This window comes from Bacillus sp. ISL-78, assembly GCF_018613455.1.
Classification (GTDB): Bacteria; Bacillota; Bacilli; order Bacillales; family DSM-1321; genus Peribacillus; species Peribacillus frigoritolerans.
This window is the reverse complement of record NZ_JAGGQC010000028.1, coordinates 14,089-31,947: the sequence shown is the minus strand read 5'-3', so window position 1 is coordinate 31,947 and position 17,859 is coordinate 14,089. Positions and strand designations below refer to the sequence as shown.

General features: G+C 37.5%; 18 protein-coding genes. 8 read left to right on the top strand and 10 right to left on the bottom strand.

The genetic code is table 11. The features are described 5' to 3' along the window. Positions 1 to 143: 143 nt before the first annotated feature. Positions 144 to 332 (bottom strand): Rossmann-fold NAD(P)-binding domain-containing protein, encoded by a 189-nt coding sequence (locus J7I96_RS28175; RefSeq protein WP_251025433.1) that lies wholly within the window; start codon positions 330 to 332, stop codon positions 144 to 146. Between the two features lie 363 nt (positions 333 to 695). Between J7I96_RS28175 and J7I96_RS24080 the strand changes: the two genes are divergently transcribed. Further along, a complete protein-coding gene (locus tag J7I96_RS24080; RefSeq protein WP_214773908.1) occupies positions 696 to 1,835 on the top strand; it encodes a LuxR C-terminal-related transcriptional regulator in 1,140 nt (379 codons plus the stop codon). 122 nt (positions 1,836 to 1,957) lie between these two features. Here J7I96_RS24080 and J7I96_RS24075 read toward each other — a convergent pair whose 3' ends face one another. Beyond that, positions 1,958 to 2,704: a TerC family protein gene (locus J7I96_RS24075; protein WP_214773909.1), complete on the bottom strand. Its 747-nt coding sequence runs from the start codon at positions 2,702 to 2,704 to the stop codon at positions 1,958 to 1,960. Between the two features lie 444 nt (positions 2,705 to 3,148). Here J7I96_RS24075 and J7I96_RS24070 point away from each other — a divergent pair, with 444 nt between their 5' ends. Further along, a complete protein-coding gene (locus J7I96_RS24070) occupies positions 3,149 to 3,328 on the top strand; it encodes an H-type small acid-soluble spore protein (protein ID WP_048679567.1) in 180 nt (59 codons plus the stop codon). Between the two features lie 259 nt (positions 3,329 to 3,587). Here J7I96_RS24070 and J7I96_RS24065 read toward each other — a convergent pair whose 3' ends face one another. Continuing rightward, entirely contained in the window at positions 3,588 to 4,358 is a 771-nt protein-coding gene (locus tag J7I96_RS24065; RefSeq protein WP_214773910.1) for a GH25 family lysozyme, read from the bottom strand. 684 nt (positions 4,359 to 5,042) lie between these two features. Between J7I96_RS24065 and abc-f the strand changes: the two genes are divergently transcribed. Both abc-f and J7I96_RS24055 read left to right on the top strand, forming a co-directional pair. Then, positions 5,043 to 6,680 carry a ribosomal protection-like ABC-F family protein gene (gene abc-f, locus J7I96_RS24060; RefSeq protein WP_214773911.1) on the top strand — a complete coding sequence of 546 codons (1,638 nt, stop codon included), beginning with the start codon at positions 5,043 to 5,045 and terminating at the stop codon, positions 6,678 to 6,680. Positions 6,681 to 7,236: 556 nt separating this feature from the next. Beyond that, positions 7,237 to 8,061 carry a DUF2935 domain-containing protein gene (locus J7I96_RS24055; protein ID WP_214773912.1) on the top strand — a complete coding sequence of 275 codons (825 nt, stop codon included), beginning with the start codon at positions 7,237 to 7,239 and terminating at the stop codon, positions 8,059 to 8,061. Positions 8,062 to 8,175: 114 nt separating this feature from the next. On the opposite strand, the gene J7I96_RS24050 is transcribed toward J7I96_RS24055, so the two are convergent. Beyond that, positions 8,176 to 8,511 (bottom strand): hypothetical protein, encoded by a 336-nt coding sequence (locus J7I96_RS24050; protein WP_214773913.1) that lies wholly within the window; start codon positions 8,509 to 8,511, stop codon positions 8,176 to 8,178. Between the two features lie 343 nt (positions 8,512 to 8,854). Here J7I96_RS24050 and J7I96_RS24045 point away from each other — a divergent pair, with 343 nt between their 5' ends. Then, entirely contained in the window at positions 8,855 to 9,322 is a 468-nt protein-coding gene (locus J7I96_RS24045) for a DUF2306 domain-containing protein (RefSeq protein ID WP_214924081.1), read from the top strand. Between the two features lie 409 nt (positions 9,323 to 9,731). Beyond that, positions 9,732 to 10,130 carry a large conductance mechanosensitive channel protein MscL gene (mscL, locus tag J7I96_RS24040; RefSeq protein WP_214773914.1) on the top strand — a complete coding sequence of 133 codons (399 nt, stop codon included), beginning with the start codon at positions 9,732 to 9,734 and terminating at the stop codon, positions 10,128 to 10,130. 1,123 nt (positions 10,131 to 11,253) lie between these two features. Here mscL and J7I96_RS24035 read toward each other — a convergent pair. Then, positions 11,254 to 11,550, bottom strand: coding sequence for a hypothetical protein (locus J7I96_RS24035; protein ID WP_214773915.1), 297 nt, complete (start codon positions 11,548 to 11,550; stop codon positions 11,254 to 11,256). Between the two features lie 190 nt (positions 11,551 to 11,740). Between J7I96_RS24035 and J7I96_RS24030 the strand changes: the two genes are divergently transcribed. After that, entirely contained in the window at positions 11,741 to 12,247 is a 507-nt protein-coding gene (locus J7I96_RS24030) for a DinB family protein (protein WP_214773916.1), read from the top strand. Positions 12,248 to 12,290: 43 nt separating this feature from the next. Further along, a complete protein-coding gene (locus J7I96_RS24025) occupies positions 12,291 to 12,461 on the top strand; it encodes a hypothetical protein (RefSeq protein WP_170946962.1) in 171 nt (56 codons plus the stop codon). 36 nt (positions 12,462 to 12,497) lie between these two features. Here the strand turns inward: J7I96_RS24025 and J7I96_RS24020 are convergent, their stop codons facing one another. The 5 genes from J7I96_RS24020 to J7I96_RS24000 all read right to left on the bottom strand — a co-directional run bounded on the left by J7I96_RS24020 (position 12,498) and on the right by J7I96_RS24000 (position 17,470). After that, positions 12,498 to 13,226: a GntR family transcriptional regulator gene (locus J7I96_RS24020; protein WP_214773917.1), complete on the bottom strand. Its 729-nt coding sequence runs from the start codon at positions 13,224 to 13,226 to the stop codon at positions 12,498 to 12,500. Between the two features lie 67 nt (positions 13,227 to 13,293). Next, positions 13,294 to 14,076 (bottom strand): fructoselysine 6-kinase, encoded by a 783-nt coding sequence (gene frlD, locus J7I96_RS24015; RefSeq protein WP_214773918.1) that lies wholly within the window; start codon positions 14,074 to 14,076, stop codon positions 13,294 to 13,296. A 57-nt stretch (positions 14,077 to 14,133) separates the two neighbouring features. Then, positions 14,134 to 15,147 carry an SIS domain-containing protein gene (locus tag J7I96_RS24010; RefSeq protein ID WP_214773919.1) on the bottom strand — a complete coding sequence of 338 codons (1,014 nt, stop codon included), beginning with the start codon at positions 15,145 to 15,147 and terminating at the stop codon, positions 14,134 to 14,136. Positions 15,148 to 15,283: 136 nt separating this feature from the next. Next, complete coding sequence (locus J7I96_RS24005; protein ID WP_214924087.1) at positions 15,284 to 16,627, bottom strand: amino acid permease; 1,344 nt, start codon at positions 16,625 to 16,627, stop codon at positions 15,284 to 15,286. 24 nt (positions 16,628 to 16,651) lie between these two features. Further along, positions 16,652 to 17,470, bottom strand: a complete 819-nt coding sequence (locus tag J7I96_RS24000) for a TIM barrel protein (RefSeq protein ID WP_214773921.1) — start codon at positions 17,468 to 17,470, stop codon at positions 16,652 to 16,654. Positions 17,471 to 17,859: the final 389 nt, after the last annotated feature.

Here is a 17,859-nt window from a genome sequence, read left to right as displayed (position 1 = left end):
AGCGAGCAGTCGCTCCGCCGTCTATCACAAATTCAGTTTACCTTTCGTATAGGAAGATTCGTCCGAGGCAATGAAAAGCACTGTATTCGCCACATTATTGACGCTGCCCAGATGTCCCAACGGGAATTCTTTACCCAATTCATCTATTGAACTGCCCGTTTGTTCAAAGGCATAGTCCGCCTATCAAAAGTTTCGATCGTTTCCTTTGCAACCTTTTTCCAATCTTCTTCATTGCTGACATCATGACGGGTGAATACGGCCTCACCGCCGATTGCCCGAATGTCTTTCACAGCTTGATCACCGGATTCCTGGTTGATGTCAGTGATGACCATTTTTGCTCCCTCCGTAGGAAATAACAATGCGTTTCTTTCCCGATTCCGGTACCCCGCCTGTAATGATTTCCACTTTGTTTCCAAGTCTCATCATATTACCAGATCTCCTTTTCTTATTCGTACAGATACCTTGAGCACCTGAAAATCTCCATCCCTAGAGGTTCTCCCTGGACGACCATTCTTATACAAACAAAAAGCTGATGACAATGTTGAAATAAAATGGCCACAAAATAGCTTCATTCTGTGTTCATACATTTATTTTACTCCTTACAATTTGAATTACTATCCTATAAAGTGCTGTATAATAATAGGGTTAGTTTCCCCTTTTTATAGGGTATTTTGTTTTTAGGAGAAGGAATTCACATGGCTCATCCCTTTCATGCACATGAAGAAATAACATTTCAGCAATTCATATTATTCATAAAAAGTCATAACAAAAGGATTGAAGAAAATATCAATATTCATTTGAATCTAGAGCCCTTCATATTAGAACCTGAACGTAAGATGATACAAACATTACTGGAATCATTTTTACGATTTTTATCCGCTCCAAATATCGACGACATAAAAGACACATACGAAGAGCATTTGGATACTTGGCTCCAATCACATTTACCCCTTTTAAAGGATAATCATTTCAGCATGTTCCGATTGATCTTTGAAAAGTCCATCGTTACCTCATTGGGAAACCTGAAACATGCCCAAACCCTTTCCATCCTTATGTTCCTATTATCCATTTTCTCTCATCTCATCCATAGCTATAACAAGTGGACAGGCGACGAACCGGAGCAACACCACAAAACCAAACAAGAGAATGCAGAACTTAAAAGACTGCAGCTACTGGACCAATTAGATGAACTTTTAATTATCTCAGCAGGATTTAAGGATTTTGCTTTTATCCTAAAAAAATGTGAGGATTTCTTTAACTATAAAAGATGTGTTTTTTATGCTTATATTCCTTGGTCCAATCAATTTCACGGCGCCATTGGATCCGAACTGCCAAAAGTTCAGAGTATGAGGGGACACGTCAGCTCCAAGCAATCCATGGTATTCAATTCAAAAAAGCCGGTATTTTTAAAGAATCCCCATATTTACATTAAAGAGGAACATATACAGCTATTTAATCTTTCATCTGTCATTTTTGTACCGATTGTTCATGACCAGCAAGTGTTCGGCTGGCTGACCTTTGATCAATTAGGAGAGGAATTCGATTATTCAATGGATGAAATGACTTTACTAGAACAAGTCGGAAAAAGACTCGGTTTATATTTATCAAGAAAGGATGATGAGGTATCAATTGGTACCGACATACAATTGACGGAACGTGAATCCATGATTTTATATCTGCTGGCTGAGGGCCATAACAATAAAAAAATGGCCGATTTGCTGCAATTAAGCGAGCATACCGTTAGAGATTATGTAAGCAGTTTAATGACAAAGTTTAAAGCTAAAAACCGTACACAGGCAGTCGTTTATGGTTTTCGGTTAGGCCTATTGAAGTAAGAGTGAATTACTGATTTTTTATGATGATGTGTCAATATTACCGATCTATAAAGAACCAAAAAAAGACCGAAAAATCTTTTTCGGTCTTTTGGAAATTTTTATTTATTACAAAAGAATATACTTTATTTACCTTCACTTTTTTCCACCGTTTTTCCAGATAAAAACCATCCGCCTATAGCGATAAGAAGCATGACTGACCAAAAGATTATATTCCAAATCGGTCCTTCAACAAAATCATGAGAGATAATGTGCACGGCTGGATGTGCAAGGGTATGCATTAATAACTTAACCCCTACCCAACCAACGATTAACATGGCTGCCGTTTCGAGGCTAGGCCGATCCGTCAGTACCTTGACGAAGTATCCTGCCGCAAACCGGATGACGATTAAACCTGCAATGGCCCCTAATAAAATAACAATGAACTTTGCCCCATCCATACCTCCTATATCACCCATTGGCGTATCTGGCAAGGCTATCACAAGAGCGACTGCAGCTAAAATGGAATCAATAGCAAAAGCAATATCAGCCAATGCAATTTGCGCAACGGTCATACGGTAGCTTTTCCCTTTTTTTTCTTTGTCACCATGGTCCCTTTTTAGTAAATGCTTTAATGAAATGAAAATTAGGTATGCAGCCCCAATGGCTTGAACTTGCCAAACATGGAAAAGGTACGAAATGATGAAGATTGCACCAATCCTAAATATAAAAGCCAAAAGCAACCCAATATTAATCGCTTTTTTTTGCTGTTCTTTTGGTAAATGCTTTGACATTATGGCTAAAACCAATGCATTATCAGCAGATAATAAACCTTCTAAAAAAATTAGAATAATTAACACCCAGCCATATTCCAATAATAACGATAGTTCCATGATACCCCCCTAAAAGCATGAAAAGAATGCGTATATGACTTCAAACCCAACAACACTTTCTCCTCCAATATTGTCCCATCTTCTCTTCTTCCTTATTCAATCCTTCCGTCCAATCAGCTCTATAATATTCTTTTATGCTAAGACTTCATTCCAATTAGGAAAAGTTAGGATTTACACCTTCGCACTTCGAAAAGCACCAACTCAATTCCTATTCTGCCATTAAATGATATTTCTGTAAAACTTTTTGTGATGTTCCTGGCGTCAGCAATAGTGGGGAGATATTTGTTACAAAAGCATATTCACTTTCATTTAACTCAATATTATTAAGATTAAGAATTCTCATCTTTTCATAAGCTTAATTAAAAAGTTGCAACCTTAATCAAATGAATAAAATCAAGGCTTTTCCTAAATAATAGGAAGACTAATTAACAGGGAGGGATTCATATGGATGCTAAGCGTATAAAGCAAATTCTTTCTTCTTCATCTGACATTGAGGTTAGATATAATGGAACTTCAGTTTGGATTGATAATTTAAATGAAGATGGAAGAACGGCTACAGTACATCTAAGAGGCCCATTAGAGGAAAGATCAGATGTAGCAATAGACGAACTTAAAGAAATATAATATCCATTAAAATAAGCTCCTCTTTAAAAAGAAGAGCCAGTTTGTCTAAAGTAAATTAAGGTTTTGTACAATTTGTACGTTGATCTACTCTCCAGGCATTCGCCTTCCGCGGGCGTTCCAGGAAGCCTCCCCGGCGCCTTCGCGCCTGTGGGGTCTCCCCTGGACTTGCTTTCCCGCAGGAGTCTCACACCCGCTCCCTTCTACTTTGTTTTGACCTTTTGATAGAACCCATACCCCTCGTATTAAAAAGTTCCTTTACTCATTTCAACCTTAATTTTTGACCGATATAAATTTTGTCTGGGTCTTTAATTCCGTTTAGACTGACAAGCAAGTTTACGGTTGTTTTATGTTTTTTTGCAATGAAGCTAAGTGTGTCGCCTTTTGTTACAGTATAAGTTCTGGTTGTTTCAGTTTTCAATGCACGGGGTTCGTCAGTCCTAAAAGTATTTATGGTATTTGTAAAATCCCTATAGGCTATATTCAAATCCACTTTTGTGCTGATCCCACTTACTTGTCCTGTATCAGAATGCTGCCAAATGTCCGTGCTGCGCCCCAACGTCGTGTTGTATCTGGCAATCCAAAAAGCGTAGTTCTTCAACCTTGATTCATCTAAAGTATTTTCAAGAAAGTATTTACCAGTATACAGCATAGCCGTGTATCCAGCTTTTTCAATGGCAGCTAAAAAAGCGATTGCGGCATCGGTCAGCGTTTTTTTATTTGCTTTTTTTTTATTTTCCTCAAGATCAAGAACAACAGGGTAATTTAAAGCAAAAGAGCTGATTGAATCTAAAAAATAAGCAGCCTCAGCCTTTGCTTCTGCAACAGTTGCAAACTTTGCATAATGATAGGCCCCGACTTTCAATCCCGCTGCCAATGCTAGTGGTGCATTTTCTTTGAAATAGGATAGCTTAGAATAACTCGTTCCCTCTGTTGCTTTAATGAAAACGAACTTCACGCCTGCCTTTGCAACTTCCCCCCAATTTATAGCACCTTGCCAATGTGAAACATCGATTCCCTTGATATATTCCATATTAAAGTCCTCCTTAAGGAAACAACCCTATGGGGGTAAATGTTTTATGATTTTAACATATCCTTTATAAAAACATCATATAGTGAAAAATGCAGTCCTGTTGCCCACTGCCCCCTTATAATAAGATATTTGATTGAGTTAAAACAATTTTATATCTTTAAATTTGGCTCTTTTCGTAAAGATTGTTGTTTTTATAACGAAACGATTTAAGGTTGATTGGAGCGGAAGTGCGAGACTCCTGCGGGAGCAGCGGGACAGGTGAGACCCCACAGGCGTTTACGCCGAGGAGGCTCTCCCCCCGCCCCGCGGAAAGTGAGCATCTGGAGGGGAAATCAACCACACCTCACTACTTGGTAAATAGCAACAAAGTATGTGAAAACAGCCTTAAATTTAGATTAAAGCAAAGTATTATGCTGTTTCCTTTTGTTTTCAAAGATTATTTTATGCTATACTGATTTTATTAATATCAGAAGGGATGATGGGTGGCCGATGATTAACTAATCTTATTTTTTAAATTTGAAATCGCATATTTCAAATCATACAAAATAGGATTAGTCTGCCCATTTTCTATAAATTTTAGAGCTGTGAAAATAGCTCTTATTTGATAATGCACAGGTACGACTAATCCTTCCATATGAACTGGGAGGATTTTTTTTATTCTCCCTAAAGAGAGGGATGGATTATATGAAAGAACTTTTAAAATTAACCAATATAAGCTATGAAGTATTGGACCAGAACATTTTTGAAAAAGTTAATGCTACAGTTCAACAAGGTGAGATCATCGGTATCATTGGTAAAAATGGTGCCGGAAAATCTACGTTGTTGCAATTAATCAACAATGATTTAGAGCCTGCACATGGACAAATCCAATGGCTGCAGCAAGACGTGAAAGTTTTTATGGTTGAACAAGAAGTCGAGTCCCATTCTTCAGAAGATAAGACGCCCTCAGAAGTTAAATTACTTGATAAAATGCATGTACCAAGCCATGACTTCCCACAATTAAGCGGGGGAGAAAAACTGAAAGCCCGGTTAGCAAAAGGACTTTCTAAAGATGCTGACCTTTTACTATTAGATGAACCGACGAACCACCTTGATGAGGAAAGTTTAGAATTCCTCAAAGGACAAATTAAAAATTATGGAGGTACCATCATTTTTGTTTCGCACGATCGTTACTTTTTGGATGCTGTAGCAACGAAAATTTGGTCGATTGAAGATAAAAAGCTAATTGAGCACAGAGGGAATTATTCCAGTTATATGGAGGTTCGTAAACAGAGAAGACTAACACAACAACGTGAATATGAAAAACAGCAAAAAATGGTTGAACGGATTGAGGGACAAATGAAAGAAATCACTTCTTGGTCAAAAAAAGCCCATTCACAATCGACCAAAAAGGAAGGGATTAAGGAATACTATCGCGTAAAAGCAAAGCGCATGGATGCACAGGTAAAGTCTAAACAAAAGCGTCTTGAAAAAGAGCTTGAAAAAGCAAAAACTGAACCTGTTGAACCTGAATACACTGTAAGCTTTTCAATTAATGCAAAAAACAAGATGGGAAAACGTTTTTTGGAAGTTAAGAATTTAACTAAGTCTTTTAACGGTCGAACACTATTTAAAAACGTCAATTTCACGATTCAACATGGTGAGAAGGTTTCCATAATAGGTCCCAATGGCAGCGGAAAGACGACATTATTAAAAATAATCCTTGGACATGAAACTTATGAAGGCGATGTATGGATTTCACCATCTGTAAAAATAGGCTATTTGACACAGGAAGTGTTTGATTTACCACTTGAACTAACACCTGCCCAGCTATTTCATAAAGAAACTTTCGAGTCTAGAGGGCACGTTCAAACTTTAATGAAGCATTTAGGCTTCACGGTATCCCATTGGACAGAACCGATTAAGAATATGAGTATGGGTGAGCGAGTGAAATGTAAGTTAATGGAATATATATTAGAGGAAAAAGATGTGCTCATTTTGGATGAGCCGACAAATCACCTGGATTTAGCTTCACGGGAACAACTTGAGGATACCTTAGCTCAGTACACCGGAACGCTTCTCGTCGTTTCGCATGATCGATATTTTCTCGAAAAAACGACAAGCAGCAAACTCGTCATTTCAAATAATCGCATACAAAAGCAATTGTATGAATCCCCCTTAAAAAGAGATGATCTGGAAGAACTGCGATTAACGCTTGAAACAGAAAGACAAGAAGTTTTAGGAAAGCTTAGCTTTATGACTCCAAACGATAAAGCGTACACAGAACTCGACCAAAAGTTTAATGAGCTTACGAAAAAAATAAATGAAATTGCTGACAAATGACTATCAACTTTAACTTATTGAAACGGATAAATTAAATGTAGAAACCCTTAGAATGATTTAAGTCTAAGGGTTTTTTAGATAGGCTCTTTTCGTAAAGATTGTTGTTTTTAAACGAAACTATTTAAGGTTGATTGGAGCGGAAGTGCGAGACTCCTGCGGGAGCAGCGGGACAGGTGAGACCCCACAGGCGTTTACGCCGAGGAGGCTCACCGCCCGCCCCGCGGAAAGCGAGCATCTGGAGGGGAAATCAACCACAACTCACTACCTGGTAAATAGCAACAAAGTATGTGAAAACAGCCTTTAGATAAGACTCAAATCGGCCAGGATTTTTGTACACCCCTCAGTTCGAAATCCATTCCCTTCCTTTATACTCGCTTACTTTTCTTCAAGAACATGGATGAATGACGGTGTTTTTCCTACAAGAGAAAACAAAAAACATTGGTTTGAGGTATTAAAAGGATATCGGTAATGATACGATTTGCAATTTGAACAGAATAATAATGCCCCCTCGTTAATATGCTTTTAATGATGGATTTGTTAAAAGGGGGCATTAGTTATGAGTGAGAACATACAGGAAGCCAATATGAGGAATAACTCGGTAATGTTTGTTGCGCGCTCTTTAGATGAGATTCGTTTTTGGTCTAGAATAATGAAGGAACACTCGTTATTTCTAAGACTGGGCTTCAGATGTGAGGATACACAGCTAATTGAGGAAGCTAATCAGTTTTATCATTTGTTTGAACGGATAGAACAGCAATCCCATTCATTAACAAATCAAGCTGATCCCGAACAGATCAGGAGATTTAACTCGGAGGTGCAGCAAGCTGCTACAGGCATATTTTTATTTAAAAGAAAAGTATTGGGATTAATACTAACGTGTAAATTGCCTGGTGCGAACAATTTCCCGCTATTAGTTGACCATACAAGCAGGGAAGCCAATTATTTTAGAAAACGATTAAAAGAATTAAATGAGGGTAAATTGAAACCTCTTGCAGATGCGATCATCAAAGAAAATGTTTTCTTTTTAAGAATCATGGCGGATCATGCAAAATTCATCGGACATCTCCTTGATCCATCGGAAAGAAAGCTGGTGGATATGGCGCGAAACTTCAGTAATGATTTTGATCAATTAGTCTTTCAAGCCGTAGACTTAGAGTCCATGAAACCGCAATCACAAACCGCCCCTCTTCTGGATCAATTTCTAGATCAGAACCGTGTTTCCGTCGTATCACTTCGGGACTTTAAGAAAACGGCCAGGGATTTAATCGAAGAATGCAAAATCAAGAGCATTATCCATCCACTTCTGGCTGATCACGTTTTCCGTGAGGCCGAACGGTTCCTTGAAATTATCGATATGTTTGAATCCCACCTTACAGGTTAACAAATACAATTAATTGAGTTTGACGGATTTAGAAAATTGCAATTATAGGATAAAGAAATTCTAACCTAAAATGGGCCCCTCTCGATATAGAGAAGGGCTTTTATATTTGAAAAGTTAAGATTGGGAGTTCACCATAGCTTTAAGTTTCTCTTTATCAGAAACAGAAATCCAAGGTAATTCCTGATTAACTTCATTAATACCAGGTTGGATAACGCGGCTATTTAAAAGGTCACAAATACAATCATTTATTAATTGGATATCCTGTTCTGATATTTTCCGGTTATATGTAGCAGCTCCTGTTTGTTTGGTTATCCCCCCTATCAAGCCTCTTTGATTTAAAGAACTCCTGATCACTTCTCTGATAGCCTCTATACTAGTCAACGGAAATACATCAAGATGCTTAACAATCATTCTAAAAATATCCTCTCTAGATAAATCCTGTTCACTCAAATAATCCACCCCCATTTGTCAAAATATTCTCCAAATGAAACGTAAAATCCTCCTTTTTCCCTAATAAGGACGATACAGACTTCCCTTTGAGTACCGCACTGACCCTATATTCCTAATATAGAAATTAACACATAAAAACCAGATTAAATAACGATTTTCCGCAACGAACACCGCGCCTGTCCGTTTTGCAAAGGAAGCTTCATTGTATGGAAACTCATCTGCCATAACTGAATTGATTTTTTCTTTGAAAATTAACATTCATATTTTGGTGAATATTTGTATTATAATAAAATAAATATTTAATTTGTTACATTTTGATAAAGATTATTTAACGAAGGGAAGGTTGCTTATCTTTAAGACCATTCTATTCATTCACATTTGCGCTGGAGTAATATGTCTTATTAGTGGAATAGGTGCTATGTCTTCAAAGAAAAGAAGAGGTATGCATACAATTTGTGGTGAAATTTATCACAGTGCATATGTTGTAGTCTTTGTCACATCCCTGACAATGGCAATATTGAATTGGGAAAGCAGCGCATATTTATTTTTCATTGGAATATTTTCATATTCTTTTGTACTTATAGGCTATGTAGCTGGTAAGAAGAAATGGAAAAACTGGATTGCCTCTCATATTAGCGGGATGCTCGGTTCCTATATCGCTATTTGTACAGCAATTCTTGTAGTGAATGTATCCAATATTACTATCTTGAATGAATGGAACCCATTAATTTTTTGGTTTCTTCCAAGCATTATAGGTTCCCCTCTTATATTGTTGGTTGGAAAAAAGTATAAAAAATCCAATTCGATCTAAGTTCAGTACAAATACCTCCTATTAACAAGAATCATTTAACAAATCCCAAAACAAAAAACCCCTCTCAATTAAGAGAAGGGCTTTTAACAATGGAGGAGTACCACTTAGGGGGTAGTACAATAATATAATTATCGCCAAACGAATACATTTATATTCACCCCCTTCCTCAAGTTGGTGAAAACGGTCTTGCGTGACATTGAAAAGTGACGCCATAGTCGTTCCCGTTCTGCCCTTCCAACGTTTTATCTCCTTTGATCGGAGTGTTGTGATTGGCATTATATTAAAGGATTCAAATGATTAAACGGTTGGATGGTCCATCTTTGGTATTAAGGATGCCTCTTACACTATTCAATTTTCACCATGTTTCTGTTATGCTTTTATCAATTGACAAAAGAAAGGTGTAGTTACAATGATAAAGGAATTCAAGGAATTTATTACTAAAGGAAACGTTCTCGATCTTGCAATAGCTGTTGTAATGGGTGCTGCTTTTGGGAAAATCGTTTCATCACTAGTCGAAAATATTATCACACCGCTAATAGAAATTTTATTAGGTGGGGTAAATTTTTCTTCGTTATCTTTCCCAGTTGGAAAAGCAGTTGTTCAATACGGTCAATTTGTCCAAGCAGTGATTGATTTCTTGATCATTTCATTTGCGATTTTCATGTTTATGAAGGTAGCGAATTCTCTTATTAGAAAAAAACAAGAGACCGAGGAAGAGGTATTGGAAGCGGTACCCGCATCCGAGCAATATTTAAAGGAAATCCGTGATCTTTTACAAAAAAATGCACGGCAGGATGAAACATTGTAAGTATATACTGAATCATTGAAAAATACTTGAGAACAAGTTAAACCCCCTCTTAATGGAGAGGGGCTCAGACTGTAGACAAACTCGATGAAAATTGAGTTTGTCTATTTTTATGACTTGTATAATTTGGAAGTCGATTGGAACGTAGGGCACTCGCTTTCCGAAGACGGTCGGCCCTCGGCTTTCGCCTGCGGGTATCCCCTAGACGCGCTTTTTCCGCAGGAGTCTCGTACACCCGCTCCAATCAACTTTGTCTTACCTTTTAGATAGAACACTTTTGCCTAGAGTCATTTTTGTTTTAAATTAAAAGTATGAAAACCTGAGGTGTTGATGTTGTTTTCTAAACATGATTCTATTCAGCAAGAGTAGACGGGGTTTTATGCCTCATCCATTCCCCAATTATAGCGCACGCTACTAAATTCCCAATTAAATCCAAATACTCACACCTTTTCATTCATGAAACAAACAATCTATTACCTTCTTAGAATGAATGTAACATACAATTAATTCACCCATTCTCCCATTGAAGCAATTTTTTACCTTTTATTATAAAAATTTCAGAGAAGAAGAATTTCAATTACCCAGAGCGTGGCTTTTTCCACTTATTTAACTACAAGGAAGCTTCCTCCGCTCAATGAAAAGCTCCTTCCCCCCTGCCTAGACTACACCATTTTATTCATTTCAGACTGGGCTAAATCACCAGCGGCTTTCACACGAATAAGGGTTGCATTCCCAGGCATATACGCTAAAGGTACATCTTCTAATTTTCGAGTGATTTTTTATTATGCCTCAAGAAATTCGTCACTGGTCAAACAAATCCTTTGGCAACATCGGCATTAGTATGTACTTTTTGTTGGATCCAGATAGCCTATTCACGTTTTAAAAATCATTTTGTTTTGATTTCCAAAAAAACCAAAAATCTACTGATAAAGGTTGGAAAAATTTGTTCATAAATCTCCTCACTCCTTATATTTTTACATTTATTATTATAAGGAGGAGGATCATTTAGCAAGCTACAGGTTATAAACGGTTCTCTTATTTACACTTATAAACGTTAAGAATTTCGTTGTAATGAAGGAGAAAAATTCAAAAAAGAAATATTCATTTCCCTCCAGAAGGGATGCACTTACATTGTTTCATAGTTTTTTATTTCAAATTCATTTAAGGGCCGATTAATCGACATACTCAATTTTTTAATAAGCTCTTGGTAATCCTTAGTATCATTTGGATCTATACCTTCTCTGACGTTTAGTATCTCGTATCGGTCATACTGTTCTGGAATAAGTTTTCCGTCTACATGGATATAAAGCCTATATTTGATCCTCAGATTCATATTACCATCTCCTTTACTATCAATTCGATATAGGGAGCTCTTTTCCTGCATGAAAAAATGCCTATATGTTATGCTCCACCATCCATTCATTTTATACATCTTAATTATATATATTACATTTGAGGAGCACATATACCGGTAGAATCATCAGAAGGAATTGTTATATAAATTAGAGAACAGCATATTAATGAATATACTGTATTGAATTCATCTGAATACTTTTGTTCTTATTGCATAAATTGTCCAATACGAAAAAACTAGTGTATATGGAGGTTTTTTAATGAATCACCGCGAGCCAGTATTAGAAATGTATAACTACCACGCATGGGCAAATGGAGTCATCATCGATCGGTTAAATGAACTTCCAGAACACATTTACCATAAGGAAATTCAGAGTGGTTTTTCGTCGGTATCAAAAGTGTTGTCTCACATTTATCTCACAGATTACATGTGGTTTGATATTATCTCTGGTATAAGTATGGATAAAGCAATGGCATCTTCTAGTGAATTAAAAAAAGAGGTGGAAAAGAAAAGTATTGAGGAAATGAAAAAAATATTTATAGACTTGTACGAAAGAAACAAAGCACTTCTGAGTACAGAGGATATGGAAAAGGTAATGGTTGTGGATAACCCATATGCTGGGTCGCTTGAAACTACCATTTCCGAATCGGTATTACACGTTGTCACTCACGGATCATATCATCGTGGCAATATAGCTACCATGTTACGGCAAATGGGGCACACTTCCGTTATGCAAGATTTTGGTCTATACCTTTATACAAAATAGAACACCAAACTATATACCATTTCCTGAATAGGGGGATGTATTGATGGATGAACTAGTTGGCTCTTGTGTTCGCTGTGCACATGATGTGTATTGTACGGCTGGTTTTCTGAACGGTATTCTTTTAGATAACAAGAATATCTTATGTTTTAATTGTAAGGATATTTTAAATGCGATGATCAAAGAAGAAAGTTTGGAGGAGGAAAATCAAAACTAGATGTTTAAATAGGTCATGCCAAATTAATGGCATGACCTATTTTGCCCGATGAACAGTCAGATTGACCTTGTTGGTTTCACACATGAACGTTGAGAGGTGAACAGGCTGGTCGTTTGCATCGAAAGCAATCTTCACTATTCTAAATAAATTTGCGCCAATATCGCATTCTAAATATTTAGCAAAGTTTTTTGTAGCACCAATCACGTCTATAATTTTATCGTTACTGACTATTTCGGTATGGTAATCTTCCAATAGGATCTTATAAGTTGATTCATCCCTTGCAATCTTCTTTTCCAAATCCGGAAAACGGAGTAACGAATAATGAGCGGTATCATAGAAAAGCGGACGCTCATCTACATACATGAGTCGCTCAAGTTCGAGAACCGGACTTCCTTCTTCAATGAGGAGATGACCTGCAACATCTTTTGGTGCGGCTATGACCTCACTTCTTAAAATCCGGGAATTCGGTATCTTCCCAAGCTGATGACTAAACTCTGAGAATCCACTTATGGATAACAACTCATTATGAAACTTATTAGAGGTAACAAAGGTACCCCTGCGCGGAATACGTGTCAGTGTTCCTTCCTTCACCAATTCCTCGATTGCTTTCCGTATGGTGATTCGGCTAACGTTATAAGTTTCACAAAGCTCTGCTTCGGTTGGGATCTGTTCATCTGGTTTGTATTTACCGTTCTGAATATCATTCTTCAACATTTGCCTTATTTGCATATATAGTGGCTGGGGGGTTGAAGGATTTAAATTCATATTAAATTCATCCTTATCCGTCAAAATTTATTATTTACTACCTATTATACATGATTTACTGTCCCAGTCACCACGCACCGAAATAGCTTATTGTTTTCGCAGCAGACTCTGTGCCCATTTCTAAGCAATTTTCGATAGATTGACCTTTCAATAATCCATAAATAAAACCGGAAATGAAGGAATCCCCCGCACCCATGGTATCCACCACATTCGCTTCAACGGCACCGCATTGATAAAATTGAATGCCGTCATAGGCAAGTGAACCATTTTCACCTAAAGTGGCGACCGCAATTTTAGATCCTTGATTTTTTACATCATTTAAAAATTGGCGGATAAAAGCATCATCCTTCGTATAAGAGAAAAAAGGATAATCAACAAACTGCGGTAAAGTCTTCACTAAATCGTGATCTAGCTGATCTGAGAAATCAAAAGACGTGAGCATTCCATTTTCTTTAAATATGGAATAATACTTATCCGCATGTCCCCAAATCCCTGAATGTATGAGTTGGTATGTTTGAATGTAATGGAGTTCTTCCGTCGTTAAGCAGAAATGTTTCATGACACCTTCGTCGTATTCTCCAAACCTGCGGTCATTTCCTACCATTTCAACAAAGGTAACAGCTGTTTTTCCTTCTTTCCGCGAAAGATGAGAAATATCAACGCCTTTTTCCTGTATCGCTTTAACCATTTTTTCACTGTAATGATCGGATCCCACCCAGCCGATATATGCAGAGTCAGCACCTAATCCTTTTAAATAGACAGCCACATTTAAAGGATTACCGCCAGGATAGACCTCCCCGCTCTTTTGATAGATATCCATACAGTTATCTCCGACTGTAACCGTTCTCATCATTTTCCCCCGCTTTCTTTAAACTTAAGAGCACTACTAAGTAGTGCTCCACTTATCTTAATATTCCATTTGGCGATAGTATCTTCTAAGTGTTAATGGATGATTTCTTTCACGCTCAAGGTATACGCTGATTCGACTTAATACTGACCAGTTGATGCTAACTGAAAAGTGCTTTCTGAATTCTTCGCTGATGCCTTCCATTTCAAAGCTTTTGGTATCAATAACCGTTATATTTTTTGAGATTTTTTCTACAAATCTCTCTACACGGTCCATCAGCGGTCTAGTTTCATCTTCCCCTTTAAGTAAAATAACACTTGTATCTTCTACAACAAGTTCAAGCGTTCCATGGAAAAACTCTGCAGCGTGGATGGATTTCGCCTGGATCCATTGCATTTCCTCTAAAATGCACATGGCATATGAATAAGTGTTTCCCCATAGGTTACCAGAACCGACCATCATGTGGTAATCCGTGTCTTTATGTGTAATGGCGAATTCCTCTGCTTTTTTGTCAAAAGATTTAACTGCATCTAGAATTGCACGCGGAAGTAGAGAAACCTCCTTCGTGAATTGTTCATATTGTGGGAATTCATCGTTGTTATACATGAAACGGAAGACGACCATGTACAAAAGCATAAAAAAAGTATCAAAAGAGTGCGTTTCAGAACCGGTCGTTATACAGTAATCTGCAATTTGTGTTAACGGAGTATTTGGCTCTGCAACTAAAGCGATTGTAGTCGCCCCATTTTCTTTACAATACTCAGCCGCTGCAACTGTTTCTTGAGTAGTCCCGGATACAGATGTAAAAATGCAGACTGAATCTTTGCTGAAATGCTTATGATTCATCACCATGAACTCAGCAGCAATTTCTGCATGGACATCAATGGTAGAATTTGATTTTAAAATGTATTCATATGGATACATCATGGCGATGGTGCCGCCAGCACCGATAAGGAAAATATTGCTGTAGCCCCTTTTTGTGATTCCATCTACGATTTCTTCAATCTGGCCTCTAAAAGCAAGGCCCTCTTTTTCGACAAGATTAAGAAATAACTCCTCATCAAACTTTAGCATCAACAGCTTCCTCCCTATATCCCTGTTTATTTGTTATGTCTTGTATTATATCTAAACATAATGATTTGTACAATTGTTTTATTTTAAATTTTAACTTGGTTTATCAATAGAAGGACTAACTCCCCTTATCATTCTGCTAAGCCACGATATCGCTGTCGTTATTTCTCTTTGATCCATATTTCTTTTCCCAATAATAGTAAACCGGCAGACCTGTTGCGATGACGATCAGCGCTGCAATCACTCCTTGAATAGGCGCCCAAGTAAATGTTCCCCAAGCCAGCCATGATGCTCCAAGAATAGCTAAAACTGTCGTTAACCTCCACATTGGCATACGATAGATTGGGTTATAATCATCCCTTTTACGGCATTTATAAACAGCGGCAAAGTCCATGATATTAATTACCAATTGAATGAGTGTAAAATAGCCAAGTAACACTGTTAAATTACTGAAGCACACAAGTATACATGCATATGTAACCTGAACGATGATGGAGAAACTAGGAGTTTCATATTTAGGATGAACTCTTGCAAAACGTTGAAAGAATAGTCCGTCCTTTGCCATTGCGTACTCAAGTCGGGGCTGAAACATTATGCAAGAACTCAGCGAACCCAAGATAACAATAATCGCCGTAATGGCCACGAATGATGATGCAATATCCGATAATCCCGGAATATATTTTACAGCTTCAGAAACAGCCGCATTGGAGCTGATTAATTCTTCAAATGGCATCAAACCGATGACACAAACCGCTAACAGCGTATATAAAGCCAACACGATGAATACCGAACTAATAAGAGCTCGTGGAAGTATTTTCCCTGGATTTTTGAACTCCCCAGCCATGAAACAAATCGCAGCCATTCCCGTATATGCCCATGTGGTTGCAGATACACCACCTATTAAACTTGAATTTTGGGCACCAGGTCCTGGAGCATAACCAAAATTATCAGGGTTCATGTACATAATTCCCAGGACAATGACTATCAGGAAAGGAATGATCTTGATACCCGTGATAATGACCTGGAAAAGACCTCCTTCTTTCACACTTCGATAATGAATCGATGTGATGAGCAGGATGATCGCAATACCCAATAATTTCCCGGCAACCCCTGAGAAAAATGGGAAAAAGGTTGCTAAATAAGAAACGATCGCTAAAGCCATAATCGATATGGATGGAGGATCCAACGCCCAGAAAGTGGCCCATCCATATAAAAATGCCAAAGGCCTCCACCCAGCTTTATTTAAATAAACGTAACCGCTTCCATTTTGGGGGTATGCTGTCGATAACTCCGCCAGCACCATTACTTGCGGAATGGCAATCACCCCGCCTATTATCCAGGCTAGAATGGAAATGGAAGGAGTACCCGCAGCCCTTGCAACATCACCGGATGAGACGAAAATACCCGACCCTATTGTAGTTCCAACAGCAATAGCCAGAGCAGACCAAAAACCCAGTTTTCGTGTAAGTGTGCCATTACTCATAAAGAGTTCCTCCAAATCAGATGATTAAATTCCCAATTCCCTTGCTTTTTCAATAGATTTCATGATTGCATCGCTTGGATTTTGATAATAATTTGATCCCATAATCTCTAAAGTGCAACTTCCTTTGTAACGATGGCTTTTAAGACTCGTTAAATATTCCCTCCAATTTAAAACACCATCATCTAGTGCCAAATGCGTATCTGATTGACCATCTCCATCGATTAGGTGAAAGTGGCTTAATTCGGGAAGAAAGGAAAAGTAATCATCAGGTGTTTCACCTGCCAGTTGCATGGAAACTGTATCGATCATTCCTTTTAGCGAAGGAGATTGGATTTCCTCTAACATTTTCTTTAGCCCCTTAGAGTCAATTACCAGATTGGATTCATATTTTGTCAATGGCTCTAAAGCAAGAATCAAACCTTCCTTCTCAGCTACTTTGGTTAATTGAAAGATTGAGTCACTTGCATACTTCCATGATTCCTCTTGTGAGACAGAAAAGTCCCCTATTCCAGAAGTGATAAGCATCATGTTTGTGTCTAACTCCAGCGCGGCATAAAGATTCTCCATAAAATATTCCATGCTTTTTTTTCGCCAATGAGCATCCGAGGATGCAATGTTATAAGGATAGATACATTGTTCTGGAGTATAGCAGATGATTTTCATATTTTTAGACTTAATTTCCCTTCTCAAACTCCTTATATTTCCTAATATGTTGCGATAAACATACAAATGTGGCTCCCCACCCCATAATTCAATGCTATTAATCCCAAGGTTGTCCATGCAATCCAAAAAAAAATGAAAAGGGAAATGCCTAAAAGTGATATTCATCCCTGCAATATTCAATTATTTCACCCCCTCATAATGTCTTTTTATTTGTTATGCTTTGTATTATAATTAACTAATACATTGATTGCAATCATTATTTTGAATATTTAAAAAACATCCGTTCTCAAAATACGGAAAAGGCATGATTTTATTGTTCATCACACCTTTTTACTAATTAACTGTTTTTTAGTGAATACGAATGGTAAAATGTTAAAGTATTTATTCCCAGTGCAAAAATCTCTCTATACATGGTAAGTATTATATTGGTGATTATTGTTTGAAATATGATATACCTGTAGAATGGATGTTAACCTGGGGGATTTCCAAGAGATATTGTATCCTGAACTATTATCAAGTGAGTAGTTAATAAAGAATAAACACCTCAAAAAAGCCGTAATTGAGGTGAA

Excerpts from the sequence above, each read along its gene's own strand:
- mscL (WP_214773914.1), top strand. The coding sequence starts at position 9,732 with ATGATAAAGGAATTCAAGGAATTTATTACTAAAGGAAACGTTCTCGAT.
- J7I96_RS24070 (WP_048679567.1), top strand. The coding sequence starts at position 3,149 with ATGGATGCTAAGCGTATAAAGCAAATTCTTTCTTCTTCATCTGACATT.
- J7I96_RS28175 (WP_251025433.1), bottom strand. The coding sequence starts at position 332 with ATGGTCATCACTGACATCAACCAGGAATCCGGTGATCAAGCTGTGAAA.
- J7I96_RS24010 (WP_214773919.1), bottom strand. The coding sequence starts at position 15,147 with ATGCTAAAGTTTGATGAGGAGTTATTTCTTAATCTTGTCGAAAAAGAG.
- J7I96_RS24020 (WP_214773917.1), bottom strand. The coding sequence starts at position 13,226 with ATGAATTTAAATCCTTCAACCCCCCAGCCACTATATATGCAAATAAGG.
- J7I96_RS24075 (WP_214773909.1), bottom strand. The coding sequence starts at position 2,704 with ATGGAACTATCGTTATTATTGGAATATGGCTGGGTGTTAATTATTCTA.
- J7I96_RS24005 (WP_214924087.1), bottom strand. The coding sequence starts at position 16,627 with ATGAGTAATGGCACACTTACACGAAAACTGGGTTTTTGGTCTGCTCTG.
- J7I96_RS24025 (WP_170946962.1), top strand. The coding sequence starts at position 12,291 with ATGGATGAACTAGTTGGCTCTTGTGTTCGCTGTGCACATGATGTGTAT.
- J7I96_RS24030 (WP_214773916.1), top strand. The coding sequence starts at position 11,741 with ATGAATCACCGCGAGCCAGTATTAGAAATGTATAACTACCACGCATGG.
- frlD (WP_214773918.1), bottom strand. The coding sequence starts at position 14,076 with ATGAGAACGGTTACAGTCGGAGATAACTGTATGGATATCTATCAAAAG.
- J7I96_RS24080 (WP_214773908.1), top strand. The coding sequence starts at position 696 with ATGGCTCATCCCTTTCATGCACATGAAGAAATAACATTTCAGCAATTC.
- J7I96_RS24035 (WP_214773915.1), bottom strand. The coding sequence starts at position 11,550 with ATGAATGGATGGTGGAGCATAACATATAGGCATTTTTTCATGCAGGAA.
- J7I96_RS24055 (WP_214773912.1), top strand. The coding sequence starts at position 7,237 with ATGAGTGAGAACATACAGGAAGCCAATATGAGGAATAACTCGGTAATG.
- abc-f (WP_214773911.1), top strand. The coding sequence starts at position 5,043 with ATGAAAGAACTTTTAAAATTAACCAATATAAGCTATGAAGTATTGGAC.
- J7I96_RS24065 (WP_214773910.1), bottom strand. The coding sequence starts at position 4,358 with ATGGAATATATCAAGGGAATCGATGTTTCACATTGGCAAGGTGCTATA.